Here is a 17264-nt window from a genome sequence, read left to right on the forward strand (position 1 = left end):
CCGCATCGACCGCCCGACAGCGGGCGGTCGTCGCGGTACACAGTTACAGCATTCCGTATCAGTCCTCGATCGCGGTTTCGGGTTTCCCGTCCGCGGGCGGCCCGGTCTCGGGCGCGTCGGCCGCAGTATTGATTTTCCGGAGTTGCTCCGGGCGAGCGACGGCGTAGAGCGAGTCACCGGGCCGGATGGTCCGGAATCGGTCCGGGATGGGCTCGACGGTGCCGTCGGCGGTTCTGATAGCGATCACGGTGACCGACAGCGAGCCGAGCGGCTGGCCGGCGAGCGGGCTCGCCTCGGGGACGGTGACGACGCTCATCGTCTCGGAGCCGGCCCGGAGCAGCGACGCGAACTCGCGGTCGGCTCGCGGCTCGAAGGGGAGCGTCACGAGTCGGTACACGGTGTCAGGATCGAGTAGCGGCGCGTCGCCGGCGTCGACCGCGAGCGTCACCACGTCGCCGGCGATACCGCGGATCTCCCCGGTCGTCACGTGGTCGGCCGGACCGGTGGTCCACACTTCGACGATATCGCCCGCGCCGGCCGTGAAGGCGGGGTCTGCCCTGATGGCGACGGCAGCCGTCTCGGGTGGGAGCGTCGTGCCGATGCCGGCCGCCCGGGTACCGAGCGCGAGGTACTCGACGCTACCGTCGTCGGCCAGGTCGACGTCGACGTGACCGACGTTGTACTCGGCTTTGAGGCGGGTCCGCAGTCGGGTTTCGAGTTCGGCGACGGTCAGGCGCTTCGGGAAGAGGAACGTGTGACCGGCGAGCTGGTCCTTGGTTTCCTCGGGGACGGGGTCGTAGCCGACGATGTCGTCGATCTCCTCGGGCATCTCGACGGCGAGGACGCGGCCGACGGCTTCGACGACGCGGCTGATCTCGCCGTCGACGTTCCGTGCGCCCGTGGCGACGAAGGCGTCCTTGCCGAGGCGGTCCCCGACGGAAACTGCACCGTACGCCGCGACGCCGGCGACGAGAAACGCAGTGATGTTGAACAGGACGGTCGTCGTCGACAGCGGATCCGGACCGGTTCCGGTAATGACGTGTCCCAGCGCCCGCCGGGTGTTGAGATACGCCGCGATGCCGCTCAGACCGATGAGAACCGGGAGCCCAGTCTGTACTCGCTCGTGGGCGTACCACCGGAACACGAGCGCGACGGTCCCCGAAAGTGCGCCGGCCAGTATCGCCATCCCCAACAGCCGACTGATGGCGAGCGCCGGGTCGTCGAACACCGAAACCGTCTGGACGACTGGACCGGTCGCCCCGTCGATCACTGCCGGGTTCACTCTGCGACCGCCTCCGCAAAGTCGTCGAGGGCCCGGCGGCTACCGACAGCGAACACGTCGTCGCCGTGGGCGAGTTCGAGCGTTCCGTCTGGAACGAGCTCCCAGCGTGACTGCTGCCTGACGGCGAGGACGGCGACACCGTACGCTGCCCGGACGTTGGCCGCTCCCAGCGTGGTCCCGTCGATCGAACTGTCCGAGGTGATCGTGAACCGCTGGAACAGCTTGCCGGTTCGCCGGAGCAGCGAGACGAGCTCGTACTCCAGTCTCGTTCCCTGTGCCGTGACGACGACGCGGGCCCGGTCGGCGTCGACCACCGCGTCCACGTTCTGTTGCGCGACGGTGATGGTGAGCCGGCCCTCGCCACCGGTTGTCGTCGGCGCTCTCACGGGTGTCCGGGCGTCTTCGTCCGCCCCCTCGTCGGTGAGGTCGCGGTCAGACTGCGGGTCCGCGGTCGCTGGGTCTACCGCGTCGGGCTCGCTCCCGTCCGACACCGCGCTGACGACGGTCCCGACCACCGCTCCGTCGTCGGTGCCGAGTCGAACCTCGTCGCCGCGGGCGACTCCCGTGGGGACGAGGGCCTCTACGGAGAGGGCACGGTTCCCCGTGGAGACGTGCTGGGAGAGGCCGGAGAGCGGCGGGGCAGCGGTGACCGAGGCGTGGCCGCGCTCGTCGATACTGACGGCCACGTCACCGAGACGCAACTCGGTGCGGAGCCGCTCGGCGAACCGCGTTTCGAGGTCCGAGATCTGGAGGTCCGCCGGGAACGTGTACTCGACCGCGCGAATCTCCGCGCGGAGGTCGGACGATAGCGGCGGATATCCCTCCATGTCCGCGACGTCGCCGGTGACGGTGATGCGGACCTCGTCGCGGCCGCCGACGAGGTCGACGACGTCCCGAGAGAGCGTCCGGTCGCGGAGGCCCGACAGCGAGAGTCGTTTGGGGACGGTCGCCCCCATGTGGTCGCCCCTCGCGTGTGAGTAGAGTGAAAGCGCCGAGACGACCAGAATCCCGGTGATGAGCGTCGGCGCGTTCGCCGACTGGGTCACTGCCGGGTTCGCGAGTGCGAGCAGGCCGCCACTGACGCCGGCGAGCGCGACCGCGAGCACCAGCACGCCCAGCGGCGGGACGGTCACCCCGGTAAAGTACTTGAACCCGAATCCCAGCGCCCAGGAGGCGAGTGCGGGGATGATCCCGGTGAGGATTCCGAGATAGATGCCGAAGAGTATCTCGACTGGAACCGACGCCATACACCGATCGACGGTGTCTGGTTACAAACCAGTATCTGCAACACCGTTCCAGCTTGGAAACCACTGACGTGATCCGAGTGCCGGAGTGTCTTCGGCCCGAATGGTCCGGCGGAATGCCGGTCACAGCGGGTTCGCGACGTGCGAGGAGGGATCAGTCGACCGACCGATCGTCGTCACCGTCGGTCGACACCCCGGACGTTCCGTCCTCGGGTGTCCCGACAGCAGGGACGGCTGCGGCGTCGAGCTTTCGGAGGTCCTCCGGTTTGGCGATGGCGTAGAGGTCGTCACCGGCCCGAACGGTGCGGTCCCGCGGTGGAATGGGCTCGATTCCGTCGCCGGTTCGGATCGCGACGACGGTGACACCGAGGGACTGGACGGGTTGGCCGACCAGCGAACTCCCCTCGCGGACGGTGACGACGCTCATCGTCTCGGCGGCGGCCCGGAGCAGCGAGGCGAACTCGCGGTCGGCACGCGGTTCGACCGGCAGGGTCACAAGCCGGTACTCGGTGTCGGAGGAAAGCAGCGGCGCGTCGGCGGCGTCGACCGCGAGCGTCACCACGTCGCCGCTGACCCCGCGGAGTTCGGCGGTGGTCACGCGCTCGGTCGGGTCTGTCGTCCAGACCTGAACGATGTCACCGGCGCTGGCGGCGAAGGCGGGGTCGGCCCGGACGGCGACGGCGGCCGTCTCTGGCGGGAGCGTCGGGCCGATACCGGCCGCCCGGGCACCGAGCGCGAGGTACTCGACGCTGCCGTCGTCGGCCAGTTCGACGTCGACGTGGCCGACGCCGTAGTCGGATTTGAGACGGGTCCGCAGCCGGGTTTCGAGTTCGGCGACGGTCAGGCGCTTCGGGAAGAGGAACGTGTGACCGGCGAGCTGGTCCTTGATCTCCTCGGGGACGGGGTCGTAGCCGACGATGTCGTCGATCTCTTCGGGCATGTCGACGGCGAGGACGCGGCCGACGGCTTCGACGACGCGGCTGATCTCGCCGTCGACGTTCCGCGCACCAGCGGCGACGAACAGGTCGTTGCCGAGGCGGTCCCCGACGCGGATCGCACCGAGGGCTGTGGCCCCGGCGACGAGGAACGCGGTGACGTTGAACAGCGCGGCGGTCGTCGACAGCGGGTCCGGCCCGGTGCCCGAGATGACCTGGCCGAGCGCGGTCCTGGTGTTGAGATACGCCGCGACGCCGCTCAACCCGAACAGGACCGGCAGCCCCGTCTGGACGCGCTCGCGGGTGTACCAGCGGAAGCCGAGCGCGACGGATCCGGAGAGGAGCCCGGCGAGGATCGCCATCCCAACGAGTTGGCTGACGGCGAGCGTCGGATCGTCGAACACCGAGGCGACCTGAAGTGGAGATACGGGGGACGCGGCGATGGGGATCACGCGACCACCCCGGCAAACGCTTCGAGCGCGTCCCTCGATCCGACCGCGAACAGTTCGTCACCGGCCGCGAGTTCCAGGGCGTCGGGCGGTGCGAGCTCCCAGCCGGTCGACCGTCTGACCGCAAGCACCGCGACGCCGTGTGTTTCCCGGACGGTCGCGCTCCCGAGCGAACGGCCGGCGAGATCGCTGCCAGTCCCGACGGTGAATCGACGGAACCGGTTGCCGGTGCGGCGCAACAGCGAGATGAGTTCGTACTCCAGTCTCGTTCCCCGGGCTTCGACGACGACGCTGGCGCGGTCGGCACCGAGCAGCGGCGTCGCGTCAGCCCGCGTGACGGCAGCGGTGAGCTGTCCCTCGCCGCCGGTCGTCGTCGGTGCTCTGACGGGTTTCGACGGTGCCTCCTCGTCGGTCGCTGGCACCACGTCCGCGTCGGGCGTTGGCGCCTCAGCGGCGAAGCGTTTGTCCGCCTCGTCGTCACCCGATCTCGCGCTGACGACGGTGCCCGAGACGGCCGTTTCGTCGGTGAGGAGTCGGACCTCGTCGCCCCGCGCCAGTCCCGTGGGCACGAGCGCGTCGACGGAGACGGCCCGTTTCCCGGCGGGAACGCGTTTCGACAGCCCGGAGAACGGGGGTGCGGCCGCCACGGACGCTCGCCCCCGCTCGTCGACAGTGACGGCCACGTCGCCGAGGTCGAACTCCGTCCGGAGCCGTTCGGCGAAGCGCTCTTCGAGCGCGGCGATCTGGAGGTCCGCCGGGAACGTGTACTCGACGGCGTGGATCTCGGCCCGGAGGTCGTCGGACAGCGGCGGGTACCCCTCCATGTCGGCGACGTCGCCGGTGACCGTGAGCCGGACCTCGTCGCGACCGCCGATGAGTTCGATCACGTCCCGCGAGAGGGTTCGCTCCCGCAGTTTCGAGAAGGAGAGGCGCTTGGGAAAGTTCGCGCCCAGCTGGTCGCCCTTCGCGTGTGCGTACAGCGAAAGCCCGGTGACGACGAGGATGCCGGTCACGACCGTCGGCGCGTTCGCAGACTCGGTGATCGCCGGGTCCGCGAGCGCGAGCAGCCCGCCGCTGACGCCCGCCAGCGCGACCGCGAGCACGACGACACCGAACCCCGGAATGCTGACACCGGTGAAGTACTTGAAGATGAAGCCGAGCGCCCACGCGACCATCGCCGGGATGATCCCGGTCAGAAACCCGAGATAGAGCCCGAGAAGAACCTCGACGGGAAGCGCTGCCATGCCCCGGGCATCGAACCCCGATGATAAACAAATACCGTTCGCGGTGGCGTCCGTCGGTGTAGGCGGACGTCTCCGGCGGGTTTATCAGATGCCGAGTCCGAACGGAGGACATGGCACCCCGGGGAACGCTGCTCAGGACGCGCGCCGCCGTCGCGTTGACGACGCTCGTCGCCCTGCTCTCGTTCGGGACGGGTATCCTGAACATCGGTGCGACCCGGGTCGAGGGCCCGATAGCAGCACACGTCCCCGAGGTCGTCGCGCAGACGGCCGGCTTCACCGGCGCACTCACCGGCTTTTTGATGCTGGGTAGCGTGCTCGGCCTCCGTCGGGGGCTCCGTCTGGCCTGGTTTTCCACCGTGTTCCTCCTGCCCGTCACGGCCGTTCAGGGGCTGGCACAGTCGAGTCTGACGTCGTACCCGCTCGTGGTGTTGTCGCTGCTTTCCCTGCCGACGGTGCTGATCAACTACCGGCGGTTCGACCGGACGATCTCGCTCTCGACGACGCAACTCGCCGCCGGGGCGGCGCTGACGGGTACGCTGGTCTACGGGACGGTCGGGACCTACACGCTCCGCGAGGAGTTCACCGGCGTCAACACCCTGACCGACGCCATCTACTACACGATCGTCACCGCCAGCACGGTCGGCTACGGCGACGTCATCCCGTCGCTCTCACAGCGGGCCCGGCTGTTCTCGATCTCGATCGTCGTCCTCGGGACGGCGAGTTTCGCGCTGGCGCTGGGCTCGCTGCTCGGGCCCGCCATCGAGGCGCGGCTCTCACAGGCACTCGGAACCATGACCGACAGGCAACTCGAACTGCTCGAGGACCACGTCATCGTCCTCGGCTACGGCGACCTGACAGAACCGATACTCGAAGAACTCGATGGCAAGGCCCAGTTCGTCGTCGTGACGACGGACACCGACGCGGCCGTGAACCTCCGGAACCGCGACATCCACGTGTTGACCGACGACCCGAGCGACGAGGAACCGCTCCACCAGGTCGGCATCGAGGACGCCGCCGCGGTCGTCGCCGCGACGACCAACGACGCGAACGACGCGCTCGCCATTCTCACCGCGAAGTCGCTCAACCCGGACGTTCGGATCGTCGCGGCCGCGACCGACCGGGAAAACATCGAGAAGCTCCGCCGTGCCGGCGCACATTCGGTCATCAGCCCGGCCGCGATCGGCGGCCACCTCCTCGTGGAGTCGGCGCTGGGCGACGAGGGGGTCGAGACGCTCGCCGAGCAACTCGTCGAAGACCACTGAGCGCGTCGAGGGCGATCGTTACTGGCGGAACTTGCGGTCGACGATCGCCACGTCACAGTCGAGGTCCTGAATCCGCTCGAACGTCGGCGGGGAGACGAGTCGCGACGCAGCGCTCCGGTCCATGCTCGCGCCCATGAACACGAGGTCGTGTTCGGCGGCGTGGTCGTCGAGGAACTCGTCGATCGCGCTCCGTGAGACCAGCGTCTCCAGCGGGCCGTCGAACGGTTCGACCAGATCTGAAAGCATCGACTGGGCACGCCGGAGGCTTCGCCCCTGCTCGACGCAGTTACAGACGCTGATCTGCCCGGTCCGACCGGTCAGCCGGATCGCGAAGTCGATCATCGCGTGGGCCACGTCGCCAGCGCGACGAACCGGAACCATCACCCGTCGCCACTCCGTCCGGTCGTTCCGCGAGCGGTGGACGAGCACGTCGATGTCACCGCGGAACAGCGACCGCACGAACGGGGAGAGGCCGCCGTAGCGTTCCTCGTACGGCGTCGCGATGAGGTCGCAGTTGGCCTCCGTTGCTGCCCGGTGGACCAGCGATGCGGTCGCGCCGGTGTCGACCGCGACGACGACCTCACAGGGGACACCGACCCGCGTCTCGATGTCGGCCGCCCGCGATTCGAGTCGGTTCACCGCGGTCTCGACGGTTTCGTCCGGCGTCTCCGAGACCGCTCCGCCCTCCGGGGAAACCGATCCCGTCGCGACCCCGGGAGCACTGTCGGTCGTGTTCGGGGCGAGGGTCGCCGCGTCCCGGTCGAGTCGGTCGCGTTTGGCGGCCGCGACCGCCTCGTCGTCGACGATGTCGAGCAGGACGACCTTGCCGGCGTCGTGGGCCGACGCGAGTTTGGCTGCCAGCATCGCGGTCCGGTCGGCGGACTCGGTCCGCATCGGCACCAGGACGTGGTCGTCGCCCTTCGTCGACTCGTAGAGGAACTGGGCGCGCTGTTCGTAGAACTCGCGGTGCCAGACGACGAACGCGGCGGCGACGAGCGTCGAGGAGCAGAAGACGCTGACGACGTAGGCGAGCTGTGGCGTCAGCGAAACCGTGACGCCCGACAGCAACACGATCGGAATCGCGGAGACGTTCCCCACGTCGATGATGTGGACGAGGAGGGCACTGGAGTACGCGGAGGCTTCCTCGACGTCCGCGAGCCAGGTCACCAGTCCGGTCAGCAGGACGCTGAACGCGGCCGCGGCCGGTGAGACGGTGAGTCCCGTCGCCCCCGTGCCCGTGGTGGCCCAGAGTTCGTAGGCGATCCATCCACAGAGCGCCCCGGCGGTGAGTCCACCGATGAACCGACCGGGCGACGCGTACTCGCTTTCGGGCTCGGCGAAGAGCGTGTACGTCCCCGAGGCGAGCGGCGGGAAGAGGAGATACGGCAGGATGCCGACGGCGTTGGAGAGCCAGGTCACGAGCGCGATGAGCAGGGGGACGAAAACCAGGATCGAGAGGTGGACGACGTTGCGCGTGTTCTCCAGCCATCGCTTGAGCTGGTAGCTCTCGCGGCGCTCGAACCGCCGGAGCCGCGCCATTGCGGACAGATACCGTTCGCGCAACCGGTCGCGCATGGACGGGTTTGCCCACGGGCGTACAAAAAGACGTGCCCCTACGTCGAGAACTCGAAGCGGGCACCGGCGGCGTCGCTTTCGGTCGCGGCGACCGTCCAGCCGTGGGCCTCGGCGATCTCTTCGACGATCGCCAACCCGTAGCCGGTCCCATCGGTCGACCCGGAGTAGCCCGACTCGAAGACCTGCTCGCGTTTCTCCGGCGGGATACCCGGGCCGTCGTCGGCGACGAAGAAGCCGTCGTCGGTTGGGCCGACGGTCACGCTCACGTCCGGCCCACCGTCTTCGACCGGCGTCGCAGGCTCCGAACCGTGCTCGTCGCCGGCATCGGCCTTCGTTCGGGTCGGGGAATCGCTACTCGTGGCGGCATGCTCCACACTATTTCGGAAGAGGTTCTCGAACAGCCGGGTGAGCCGGCGCGGGTCCGCCCGGATTTCGAGCGTCTCGGGGGTCCGGAGCGTCGCCCCGGCGGTCTCGACGTTCCGCCAGGCGTCCTCGGCGAGTACGCCCAGATCGACCGGTTCGGTCTCGGTGACGGTCTCGCCGTGTCTCGCCAGTGCCAGCACGTCGTCGATGATGGCGTCGATCCGGTCGTGTGCGCGGTCGATGTGGTCGAGATGGGACTGCGGGCTCCGCTCCGCGGACGCCGCCCGGTCGTCGTCGGGCAGCGTCTCACGGAGCAACTCGGCGCGACCCGTGGCTACTTCGAGCGGATTGCGCAGGTCGTGTGAGAGGACGTCGGCGAACGCGTCGAGGCGCTCGTTCTGTCGCTGTAGTTCCCGTTCGCGTTCTTTGCGGTCGGTGATGTCCCGGACGATCCCTGTCGTCCCTCGGTACTCGTCGTCGTACGGCAACAGGGCGATCCGGTTCTCGAAGGTCCGCGTGCCCCCGTCTTCGGGGTAGACCTCGAACTCGAAGACCGCCTCCCCAGCGTCGGCTTCCTCCGAGAGGAGACGCTGGAGGGCGTCGACGTGTTTCTCGATGGTCGTCTCATCCACGACGCCGTCGGTGACCAGTTCCGGAACGGCGGTGCCGATGAGGTCGGACTGTTCTTTGCCGATCATCGACGCACCGTTCTCATTGATCTCGATGATCGTTCCCGTGGCGTCGATCACGATCGCGCCGTCCGGGACCGTTTCGACGATGGTCCGGTACATCTCCAGATCCCGTTCGCGTTCCTTCCGGTCGGTGATGTCCCGAATGATGCCGACCGAACCTGCGTACTCGCCGTCCTCGTCGGTCAGCATGGCCACGTTGTCCTCGTAGATGCGGCGCTCTCCCCGGAGGTCGGTCTCGAACTCGAACCGACCCCGGTCTCGCCCCTCGGACTCGATCAGTTCCTGGATGAGGTCGGCCCCCTTCTCGAAGGCGTCCTCACCCATGTAGGTCGAGACGTGTGTCCCTTCGAGTTCCGATCTGGAGACACCCGCGTGTTCGGTGAACGCTTCGTTGACCATGGTGATTCGGCCCTCGGTGTCGAGGACGTACATGGCGTCCCCGACAGTTTCGACGAGGGTTCGGTAGCGCTGTAGCTCCCGCTCGCGGTGTCTGCGTTCCGAGACGTCCCGACAGATGGCCATGACTGCCGGGTCCCCGTCGTAGGTGATCCGGGAGGAGGTCAGTTCGATCGGAACGCGGTCGCCCGAAGACGTCAGCGCCGTGAACTCGTACCGACCGGGCACCGATTCGCCGCCCTCCCGCCGGGCGTACCGGTCCGCGAGCGTCTCGCGGTCCTCGGGTGCGACGAACGACGGCATGAACTCGCCCTCGACGTCCGCGACCGTCGTCCCGAGGATGTCCGCCGCCTTCTCGTTGGCGAACTCGAAGACGCCGTCCTGCACGATGAGGACGCCGTCGTTGGCCTCCTCGACCAGCGTCGAGTACTTCTGTTCGCTCTCCGCGAGCGCCGCCCGCGTACGCCGGCGGTCGACGGCGTTCCGGACGCGGTTGAGAAGCATCTCGTACTGTTCGGTCCCGCGCTGTTTCTGGAGGTAATCGGTGACCCCCGCCGAGATGGCTTCGCTGGCGATCTCCTCGCTGCCCTTCCCCGTAAACAGGATGAAGGGCAGCGTCGGGTGAGACGCCCGAACCCGTTCGAGGAACTCCAACCCGTTGGTGCCGGGCATGTCGTAGTCACTGACGATGCAGTCGATCGACTCCTCGCGGAGGGTTTCGAGCGCCGCCCCCGTGTCACCCGTCGTGAGGATGTCGATGTCGTCGGTCCGCCGTTCGACCCACGCCGACAGCAACTCGCGCAGGTCGCGCTCGTCGTCGACGTGGAGTACCCTGATCTGGTCCGGAATCCTACCACCCCTGCGTACATCGCCCTTCCCGGGCGACGACCAAAGCGGTTGCGACCGTTTCCGGCCCGAGATCGGCTTACAACCCCGTCACCGTATCGAGCGCGATCCGGATCGCGCGCTCGACGTTATTTTTCGCCTTCGAGGGCAGTTCGTCGTCGTCGGTCTCGCCTTTCTGGGTCCCTTCGACCAGGTTTCCGTCGACCGTACAGATCGCACCGGCGCGCATTCCCTTCCGACGGGCCAGCGAGAACACGGCCGCGGCCTCCATCTCGACGGCCAGCAGCCCCGCCTCTTCCCACGCCTCGACGTAGGCGTCGGTCTCGGCGTAGAAGGCGTCGTCAGTGGCGATGGGGCCGACGTGGACGTCCTCGTCGTTGGCCTCGGCCGCATCGACAAGCCCCGAGAGGACGCCGTAGTCCGGGACGGCGGGAACGGTTTCGCTCTCGTAGCGCTTCGAGGTCCCCTCGTCTTTGGCCGCACCCGTCGCGACGACCATGTCACCGATCTCGATGCCTTCCTGGAGCGCGCCGGTCGTGCCGACGCGGATCACCGTGTCGACGCCGACCGCCTGCAGTTCCTCGACGGCGATGGCCGCCGACGGACAGCCGATCCCGGTCGAACAGATCGTCAGCTCTCGCCCCTCGTAGGTGGCGTTGACGACTTTGTACTCGCGGTTCTCCGAGAGCACCGTCGAGTCGTCGCACATGGCCGCGATGCGGTCGACCCGACCCGGATCGCCGGGAATCAGTGCGATGTCGGCCAGTTCGCCGTCACTCACGAGGAGATGCGGTTGCTTGGACATGGGACTCACTTGGCGGACCGACTACAAAATCACAGTGGAGTTCACCAGACGGTCGTCGCGAGTAGCGGGACCGCGACCGCAAGCGTCACGCCGAAAGTCGCGGTCGAGGCGAGCCAGTGCCGGCGAACCGTCGGCATCCGATCGCGTGCGGCACCGCCGTACCTCGGGAGGACGACCGAGGAGAACAGGGCGTAGACGAACGCGCTGACCAGTCCAACCGAGACGAGGTGGGCCGAAAGCGAGAGACCAGCCGTGCGCGAGACGGGCGGCAGGATGGCGTCCAGCGCGATGGCACACCCCACGTACAGCAGCCCCGCGACCGGGCCGACGGCGTGATGCGTGACGACCGCGGTCCGTCTCGACACCGTCGACGGAAGCGATCCGGAGAGCAGCGACGCGGCGACGATAGCCGGCGTGTACCCCTCGGCGAGTCCGCGCATAGGGACGTTCATCGCGAGCGCGCCGAGCAGGCCGGCGATGGCGGCGATTGCGATCCAGAGTCTGGCCGGCAAAGGCGTGACGTGGGTAGCGTGTGCGACGATCATCCTGTCTCGTCACTACTGGAGAACGGACCGGAGAGTTGCGACATCGAGAGGTCGGTCGACTCGACGTACTTCTTGATCCGATAGACGGCGTACGACGGGAAGCCGATGAGGAAGAAGACGAACGCCGTCAGGAAGAGCCGGCCGACGGAGACCGGGAGTAGCTGCTGGCTCACCGACGTCTCCGTGATCAGGAGTCCGAGCAGGAAGATGCCCGCGAAGATCGAATGCCGGCCGAGACTCCCGATGAAGGCCCACTTGGGGCTCTCCCGTTCGAGTTGGTCCGCCGTTCCAGCTCCGGAGGCCGATCGTCCCGCGGGTTCTGGCGGTGGTGAGGCGGGTGATGACCGACTCTCAACCGGGCCTACGTCGGGCGATTCGACTTCGGTCGGTTCGGTCTCTGGTTCGTCAGGTTCCGCAGGCACCGCTCGCCACCAGACGCGCCCCACGCCCACGTCCTTGGAATCGATCTCCCCGCGGTCGACCAGGTCCTCCAGCCGATTGAGCGTCGCTCGCTTTCCGATGGGCAACTCCTCGGCGACCTCCGCCGTCGTCAGGACCGGCTCGTCGGTCGCCTCGAAGACTCCGATGATGTTCTCGTCACGAGCCTTCTGGGCCGGTGCCCGAGGATACTCGTCTGAACCGGAGTCTGAGGACATACGAATCCATATTTCGTGCATGCGCATTAACCTTGGGATTCCTACAATCGACCCAGAGCCGCTGAAAACCCAAATTTCTTCCTTACGAAGTAAGGTTCACGAGCAGTAACCTTTATACTCTCCCCCGTATATTGGACGAATAGGGACGCGGGGACGTTGGATGGTTCCGTTCGGTGTCCGTCCACGTCGGCCGCGTCCGACACCCCCCTCCCCACAAACACCGAACCTCACTCTCGTACCCCCAACACCACGGGCGGTCAACACTGACCCCCCACTTCGTACCCCCTTCTCTCACTCTCCACAGGTCGAAAGCGACGGTACAGCAGGTGCTCGGCCGAGATATCCGAACTGAAACGGATCACTCACCAGTCTTGGCTGTTCATAAGTCGATCCCAGTGTACTGAATCGGGAGCAGTCGTGCCACTTCAGACCGTGTCCTCAACATCGAGTTGTGCTCAGACGGGACCAGCGGCCGCGAACAACAGGAGGTTGTGCGCACCGGGACCCAGGCCGACGGCGGCGACGACGCCGAGTGCGGCGTTCCCCTGCACCGGGTCCTCCTCGACGAAATCGACGAAGAGAGCGAGCACGGCGACGGCGACGCCGACCTTTACGAGGACGAACAACCACCCGGTACCGAGAACCGGTTCCGTGGGTAGTGAGCCGGCAACGTCCATGATGGCACGCGGGATGGGGCTGCGCTCCGCCGTATCGAGCAGGTCGACGCCGATCGTCGTCGACACGCCGTCCAGGACGTGGCCGAACACCACGAGCGCACCGAGGCTCCCGGTCGCCGTCGTGATCGAGGGCCGTACCCGCCGGAGCAGGCCGTACACCGCACCCGAGAGCACGATCGAGGCGAGCAGTCCGGTCACGGGCCACGTCAGCGAGAGCGTTCCGCGCGCTGCGCCGGCCTGAACCACTATACCGCTGGCAGCCAGCGCAGCAACTACCCCGGCCCCACCCAGTAGTTCGGGGACCGACCCAGTGTCGAGGGTCACGACGAGCGCCCAGACACCACCAGCGAGCAGGAACGTCGTCGCGTAGACCGTCGGTGCGGACAGCAACGGAGCGACGGTCGTCGGGGCTCCACCGAGCTGGTAGAACGCGTGTAACGCCGCCCCAGTGACCATCCACGGCCCGAAGGCGACGACTACTCGACGGGTGACGGGCGGTCGCTGGCTGTAGAGTCCGCCACCGACGAGGGCGAGGGCCACGGCCAACCCAGCCAGATACGGGAGCGGCGGGACGACGAGACCGTCGGGGAGCACCTGTAACGCGACGGGTGTGAGGCCACGCGGGACCATACCGGAGGGGGCGGGCCGGCCCCCGAAAGCCTTCCGGTCCCGTCGGCTACTTTTTTGTCCACGGGGCGATACGCTCGCACATGCACGTACCGGGGCGGATCGACCACACGGTTCTCGGGCCGACGACGACTGACGAGGACGTCCTCGGCGTGCTCGACGAGGCCATCGAATACGGAACGAACGCGTGTGTCCCGCCGTGTTACGCGGAGTTGGCCGCCAACTACGCGCCGGAGACGACGGTCGCGACGGTCGTCGGTTTCCCGCACGGCCAGCACGCGACGGCCGTCAAGTCGGGCGAAGCCGAGGACGCCTGGACGGCCGGCGTCGACGAGATCGACGTGGTCGCCAACGCCGGACGGCTGAAAGCCGGTGACGACGACGCCTACCGGTCGGACCTCGCCGAAGTCGTCGCGGCGGTCCCGATCCCGGTGAAGGTCATCATCGAAGCACCGCTGTTGACCGACGAGGAGATCGACCGCGCCTGCCGGTTGGCGGTCGAGGCCGACGCCGACTTCGTGAAAACCGCAACCGGCTTCGCCGACGGCGGTGCGACTGTCGAAGCCGTCGAGCGAATGAGCGAGTACCTCCCGGTGAAGGCCAGCGGCGGCATCGGCTCGTGGGAACTGGCCGAAGCGATGTTCGAGGCCGGCGCCGAGCGCATCGGCGCGTCGAGCGGCGTGGCCATCGTCGAGGAGTGGCAACGGGCGACGAGCGACGGGGAGTGATCACGGCGCGGCCGTGTCGTTCGACCGCTCGACCACGTATCGCTTCCCGGCCTGGGACTGGAGGAGGCGGTCTACGGGCGCGTAGTCGTCGCGGAGGATCGGCGCGTCGCCGACCGACACGTTCGATCGATAGTGAGAGACCGGATCGGCGAGTCCGATTCCGATATCACGGACTCGCTCTCGGCGTTCGAGTTCCGATCGCGTGACACGAGTCGTGTTCTTCGTCGCGATCACCGCGATGTTCTGCAGCGAGTTCGTCTCGCGGGTCGGGAAACTGTAGACCGTCGGGAATACCTGGCTCATGGTGCGGTACTCGGCGCGGTAGAACGCCGACCCCACGCCCGAACGCGCGGAGATGACGTTCGCCATTACGACGCCGTCGTCGGTCAGGTGGGACCTGGCCAGGCGCATGAACTCGACCGTAGTGAGGTGGTGGGGTGCTTGATCGGACCGGTAGGCGTCGACTACGATCAGGTCGTACGTCCTGTTCGTCTGGTCCAGATACACGCGACCGTCCTTCGTGTGTATGCGAAGGCGGTCGCGCTCCTCGACGCCGAAGTATTCTTTCGAGACCCGGACGACTTCCGGGTCGATCTCGACGGCGTCGACGGTTGCGTTGTACTCGTCGGCGAACCGCGTGGGACCGGAGAACGCGCCGCCACCGATGAACAGGACGCGATCGATGTCGGGGTCGTCCCGCAGAAGCAGCGGGAGGTGGAAATTGCGCGAGTACTCGAAAACGTACCTGTCGGGCCGGTCCTTGTCCAGGGCCCCGTGGGGCGACCCGTCGAGGTACAGCGTTCGAATCCCGTTCTCGTCGGCGACGCGAAGGTCCTGATAGGCGGTCTGGGTCTCATAGACCGTCGATTCGCTACCCGAGAACCCGACGCTTGCGGCGGTAAACGCACCGGCCAGAAGGGCGAGGACCAGTACCGCGCCGGCCCAGTTTTTGCGGTCCGATCTCGGGATGACCGCCACAGCAGCGCCGACCAGCATGAGGCCGAAGACGAGTTCGCTCGTGATCACGTCGACCGAGGGGACCAACACGAAGGTCGTCCCGAAGGCACCGACGATGCTGCCGACGGTGCCCAGCGCGTAGACGCGACCCGACGCAGTGCCCGTGCTTTCGGCTCGATCGAGTTCGGCCGCGTACGGGCTGATGAACCCGATCAAAACGGTCGGCGGGCCGAAGAGCACGGTGATCGGAATCACCGGTGCGTAGCGCTGGGGAACCGGGAGGCCAGCCATCGCGTCGAGGAACGGTTCGCCGAGGACGATCAACACCGCGACGCCCATCGCCGCGCCGAGCAGCAGCGCCGCCATCGCACTCCGGGACGCCCCGACGGCAGCCCGGATGCCGCCGATCCAGTACCCCAGACTCAGCGCGGCCAGGAAGACGCCGATGATCGAGCCCCAGACGTAGATGCCGCTGCCGAAACTCGGGGCCAGGAGCCGACCGGCGAGGATTTCGAGGCCCATGCTCGCGACACCGGCGACGAACACTGCGATTCCGGTCCGGGTGATCCTCGGCGTCGAACCGGTCGCCCCGCTGTTCTGCGTCACGCGCGGTCGTACCCGGACCACGGGGAAAACGATGACGAGTTCGGCCGGCCCAATCCGTCGCGTTTTTGCTCGCCGAGGCGTGAGGAACAGACGAATCGCATGGCCCGCTATCACATCGAGACGTACGGGTGTACCTCCAATCGCGGGGAGACCCAGCAGATCGAGCAGGCGCTCCGCGAGGGGGGACACCACCCCGCCGAGGCCCCCGAGGAGGCCGACGTGGCCATCCTCAACACCTGTACCGTCCTGGAGAAGACGGAGCAGAACATGCTCCGGCGGGCCAAAGAACTGGACGCCGAGACGCCGGGTGATCTGGTCGTTACCGGCTGTATGGCGCTCGCACAGGGCGAGATGTTCCGCGAGGAGGACGTCGACGCCGAGGTTCTCCACTGGGACGACGTGCCCCAGCACGTCCTCAACGGCGAGTGCCCGACGGTCACGCCGGACACCGAACCCGTCCTCTCGGGTGTCGTCGGCATCCTCCCCATCGCCCGCGGATGCATGAGCGACTGCTCGTACTGCATCACCAAGCAGGCGACGGGCCGCATCGAGAGCCCGAGCGTCGAGGAAAACGTCGAGAAGGCCCGCTCGCTCGTCCACGCGGGCGCGAAGGAGATCCGCATCACTGGCCAGGACACCGGCGTCTACGGCTGGGACACGAACCAGGGCACGAGCCTGCTCCCGGAACTCTTAGAGCGCATCTGTGCCATCGATGGGGAGTTCCGGGTCCGCGTCGGGATGGCCAATCCCAAGGGCGTCCATGGCGTTCGCGAGGAGTTGGCCCGGGTGTTCGCCGACAACGAGAAGCTGTACAACTTCCTGCACGCGCCGGTCCAGTCGGGCAGCGACGACGTGCTCGGGGACATGCGTCGCCAACACCAGGTCGAAGAATACGTCGAGGTCGTCGAGGCGTTCGACGAGCACCTGGACTACTGGACGCTCTCGACGGACTTCATCGCGGGGTTCCCGACGGAGGAGTCCGAGGACCACGCTCAGAGCCTCGCGCTCATGCGCGAGACGCGCCCGGAGAAGATCAACGTCACTCGCTTTTCCAAGCGGCCGGGCACCGACGCCGCGAACATGAAGGGCCTGGGCGGCCAGACCAAGAAGGACCGCTCGAAGGAGCTGAGCGAACTGAAGATGGATCTCGTCGGCGAGGCCTACGAGGAAATGGTCGGCACCGAGCAGTCGGTCCTGCTGACCGAGGACGGAACAGAGGAGTCGCTGGTGGGGTACGACGAGGCCTATCGTCAGGTCGTCATCGCCGACGGGGAGGAACGGGGCCTCGAAGTGGGGGACGTGGTCGACGCCGAGATCACGAGCCACAACACCGTCTACGCGTTCGGCGTCCCGCTGTGATACGGTTTGCTGTAGC

The 17264-nt window shown here is 67.4% G+C and carries 14 protein-coding genes; 3 read left to right on the forward strand and 11 right to left on the reverse strand.

Annotated elements, in window-relative coordinates; translation table 11 throughout:
• Positions 1–58: 58 nt before the first annotated feature.
• The 4 genes from E2481_RS11035 to E2481_RS11050 all read right to left on the reverse strand — a co-directional run bounded on the left by E2481_RS11035 (position 59) and on the right by E2481_RS11050 (position 5154).
• Positions 59–1282, reverse strand: a complete 1224-nt coding sequence (locus tag E2481_RS11035) for a TrkA C-terminal domain-containing protein (RefSeq protein ID WP_136717210.1) — start codon at positions 1280–1282, stop codon at positions 59–61.
• Entirely contained in the window at positions 1279–2529 is a 1251-nt protein-coding gene (locus E2481_RS11040; protein WP_136717211.1) for a potassium channel family protein, read from the reverse strand. The genes E2481_RS11035 and E2481_RS11040 overlap by 4 nt, the downstream gene beginning before the upstream one ends.
• A 151-nt stretch (positions 2530–2680) precedes the next feature.
• On the reverse strand, positions 2681–3913 hold the full coding sequence (locus E2481_RS11045; RefSeq protein ID WP_250137797.1) for a cation:proton antiporter regulatory subunit: 1233 nt from the start codon (positions 3911–3913) through the stop codon (positions 2681–2683).
• A complete protein-coding gene (locus E2481_RS11050; RefSeq protein WP_136717212.1) occupies positions 3910–5154 on the reverse strand; it encodes a potassium channel family protein in 1245 nt (414 codons plus the stop codon). The genes E2481_RS11045 and E2481_RS11050 overlap by 4 nt, the downstream gene beginning before the upstream one ends.
• Before the next feature lie 110 nt (positions 5155–5264).
• On the opposite strand from E2481_RS11050, the gene E2481_RS11055 reads away from it, so the two are divergent.
• A complete protein-coding gene (locus E2481_RS11055) occupies positions 5265–6416 on the forward strand; it encodes an NAD-binding protein (protein WP_136717213.1) in 1152 nt (383 codons plus the stop codon).
• 18 nt (positions 6417–6434) lie between these two features.
• Here E2481_RS11055 and E2481_RS11060 read toward each other — a convergent pair whose 3' ends face one another.
• From E2481_RS11060 to E2481_RS11085, 6 genes are all read right to left on the reverse strand, one after another.
• Positions 6435–7991, reverse strand: a complete 1557-nt coding sequence (locus tag E2481_RS11060; protein ID WP_136717214.1) for an HPP family protein — start codon at positions 7989–7991, stop codon at positions 6435–6437.
• Between the two features lie 38 nt (positions 7992–8029).
• Positions 8030–10363: a PAS domain S-box protein gene (locus E2481_RS11065; protein WP_306293926.1), complete on the reverse strand. Its 2334-nt coding sequence runs from the start codon at positions 10361–10363 to the stop codon at positions 8030–8032.
• A gap of 4 nt (positions 10364–10367) precedes the next feature.
• Positions 10368–11093, reverse strand: coding sequence for a nucleoside phosphorylase (locus E2481_RS11070; protein ID WP_136717216.1), 726 nt, complete (start codon positions 11091–11093; stop codon positions 10368–10370).
• Positions 11094–11134: 41 nt separating this feature from the next.
• Positions 11135–11638 carry a hypothetical protein gene (locus E2481_RS11075; protein WP_136717217.1) on the reverse strand — a complete coding sequence of 168 codons (504 nt, stop codon included), beginning with the start codon at positions 11636–11638 and terminating at the stop codon, positions 11135–11137.
• On the reverse strand, positions 11635–12294 hold the full coding sequence (locus E2481_RS11080; protein ID WP_136717218.1) for a hypothetical protein: 660 nt from the start codon (positions 12292–12294) through the stop codon (positions 11635–11637). The genes E2481_RS11075 and E2481_RS11080 overlap by 4 nt, the downstream gene beginning before the upstream one ends.
• Positions 12295–12749: 455 nt before the next feature.
• On the reverse strand, positions 12750–13601 hold the full coding sequence (locus E2481_RS11085) for a DUF63 family protein (protein WP_136717219.1): 852 nt from the start codon (positions 13599–13601) through the stop codon (positions 12750–12752).
• A gap of 80 nt (positions 13602–13681) precedes the next feature.
• Here E2481_RS11085 and deoC point away from each other — a divergent pair, with 80 nt between their 5' ends.
• Entirely contained in the window at positions 13682–14326 is a 645-nt protein-coding gene (deoC, locus tag E2481_RS11090) for a deoxyribose-phosphate aldolase (RefSeq protein ID WP_136717220.1), read from the forward strand.
• Here deoC and E2481_RS11095 read toward each other — a convergent pair whose 3' ends face one another.
• The gene (locus E2481_RS11095; RefSeq protein WP_250137798.1) at positions 14327–15889 is read right to left on the reverse strand and encodes a spermidine synthase; all 1563 of its coding nucleotides are present in this window, start codon (positions 15887–15889) and stop codon (positions 14327–14329) included.
• A 99-nt stretch (positions 15890–15988) separates the two neighbouring features.
• On the opposite strand from E2481_RS11095, the gene E2481_RS11100 reads away from it, so the two are divergent.
• The gene (locus E2481_RS11100) at positions 15989–17248 is read left to right on the forward strand and encodes a tRNA (N(6)-L-threonylcarbamoyladenosine(37)-C(2))-methylthiotransferase (protein ID WP_136717221.1); all 1260 of its coding nucleotides are present in this window, start codon (positions 15989–15991) and stop codon (positions 17246–17248) included.
• The last annotated feature ends 16 nt before the right edge of the window (positions 17249–17264 follow it).

Source organism: Halorientalis salina (genome assembly GCF_005049285.1).
Classification (GTDB): Archaea; Halobacteriota; Halobacteria; order Halobacteriales; family Haloarculaceae; genus Halorientalis; species Halorientalis salina.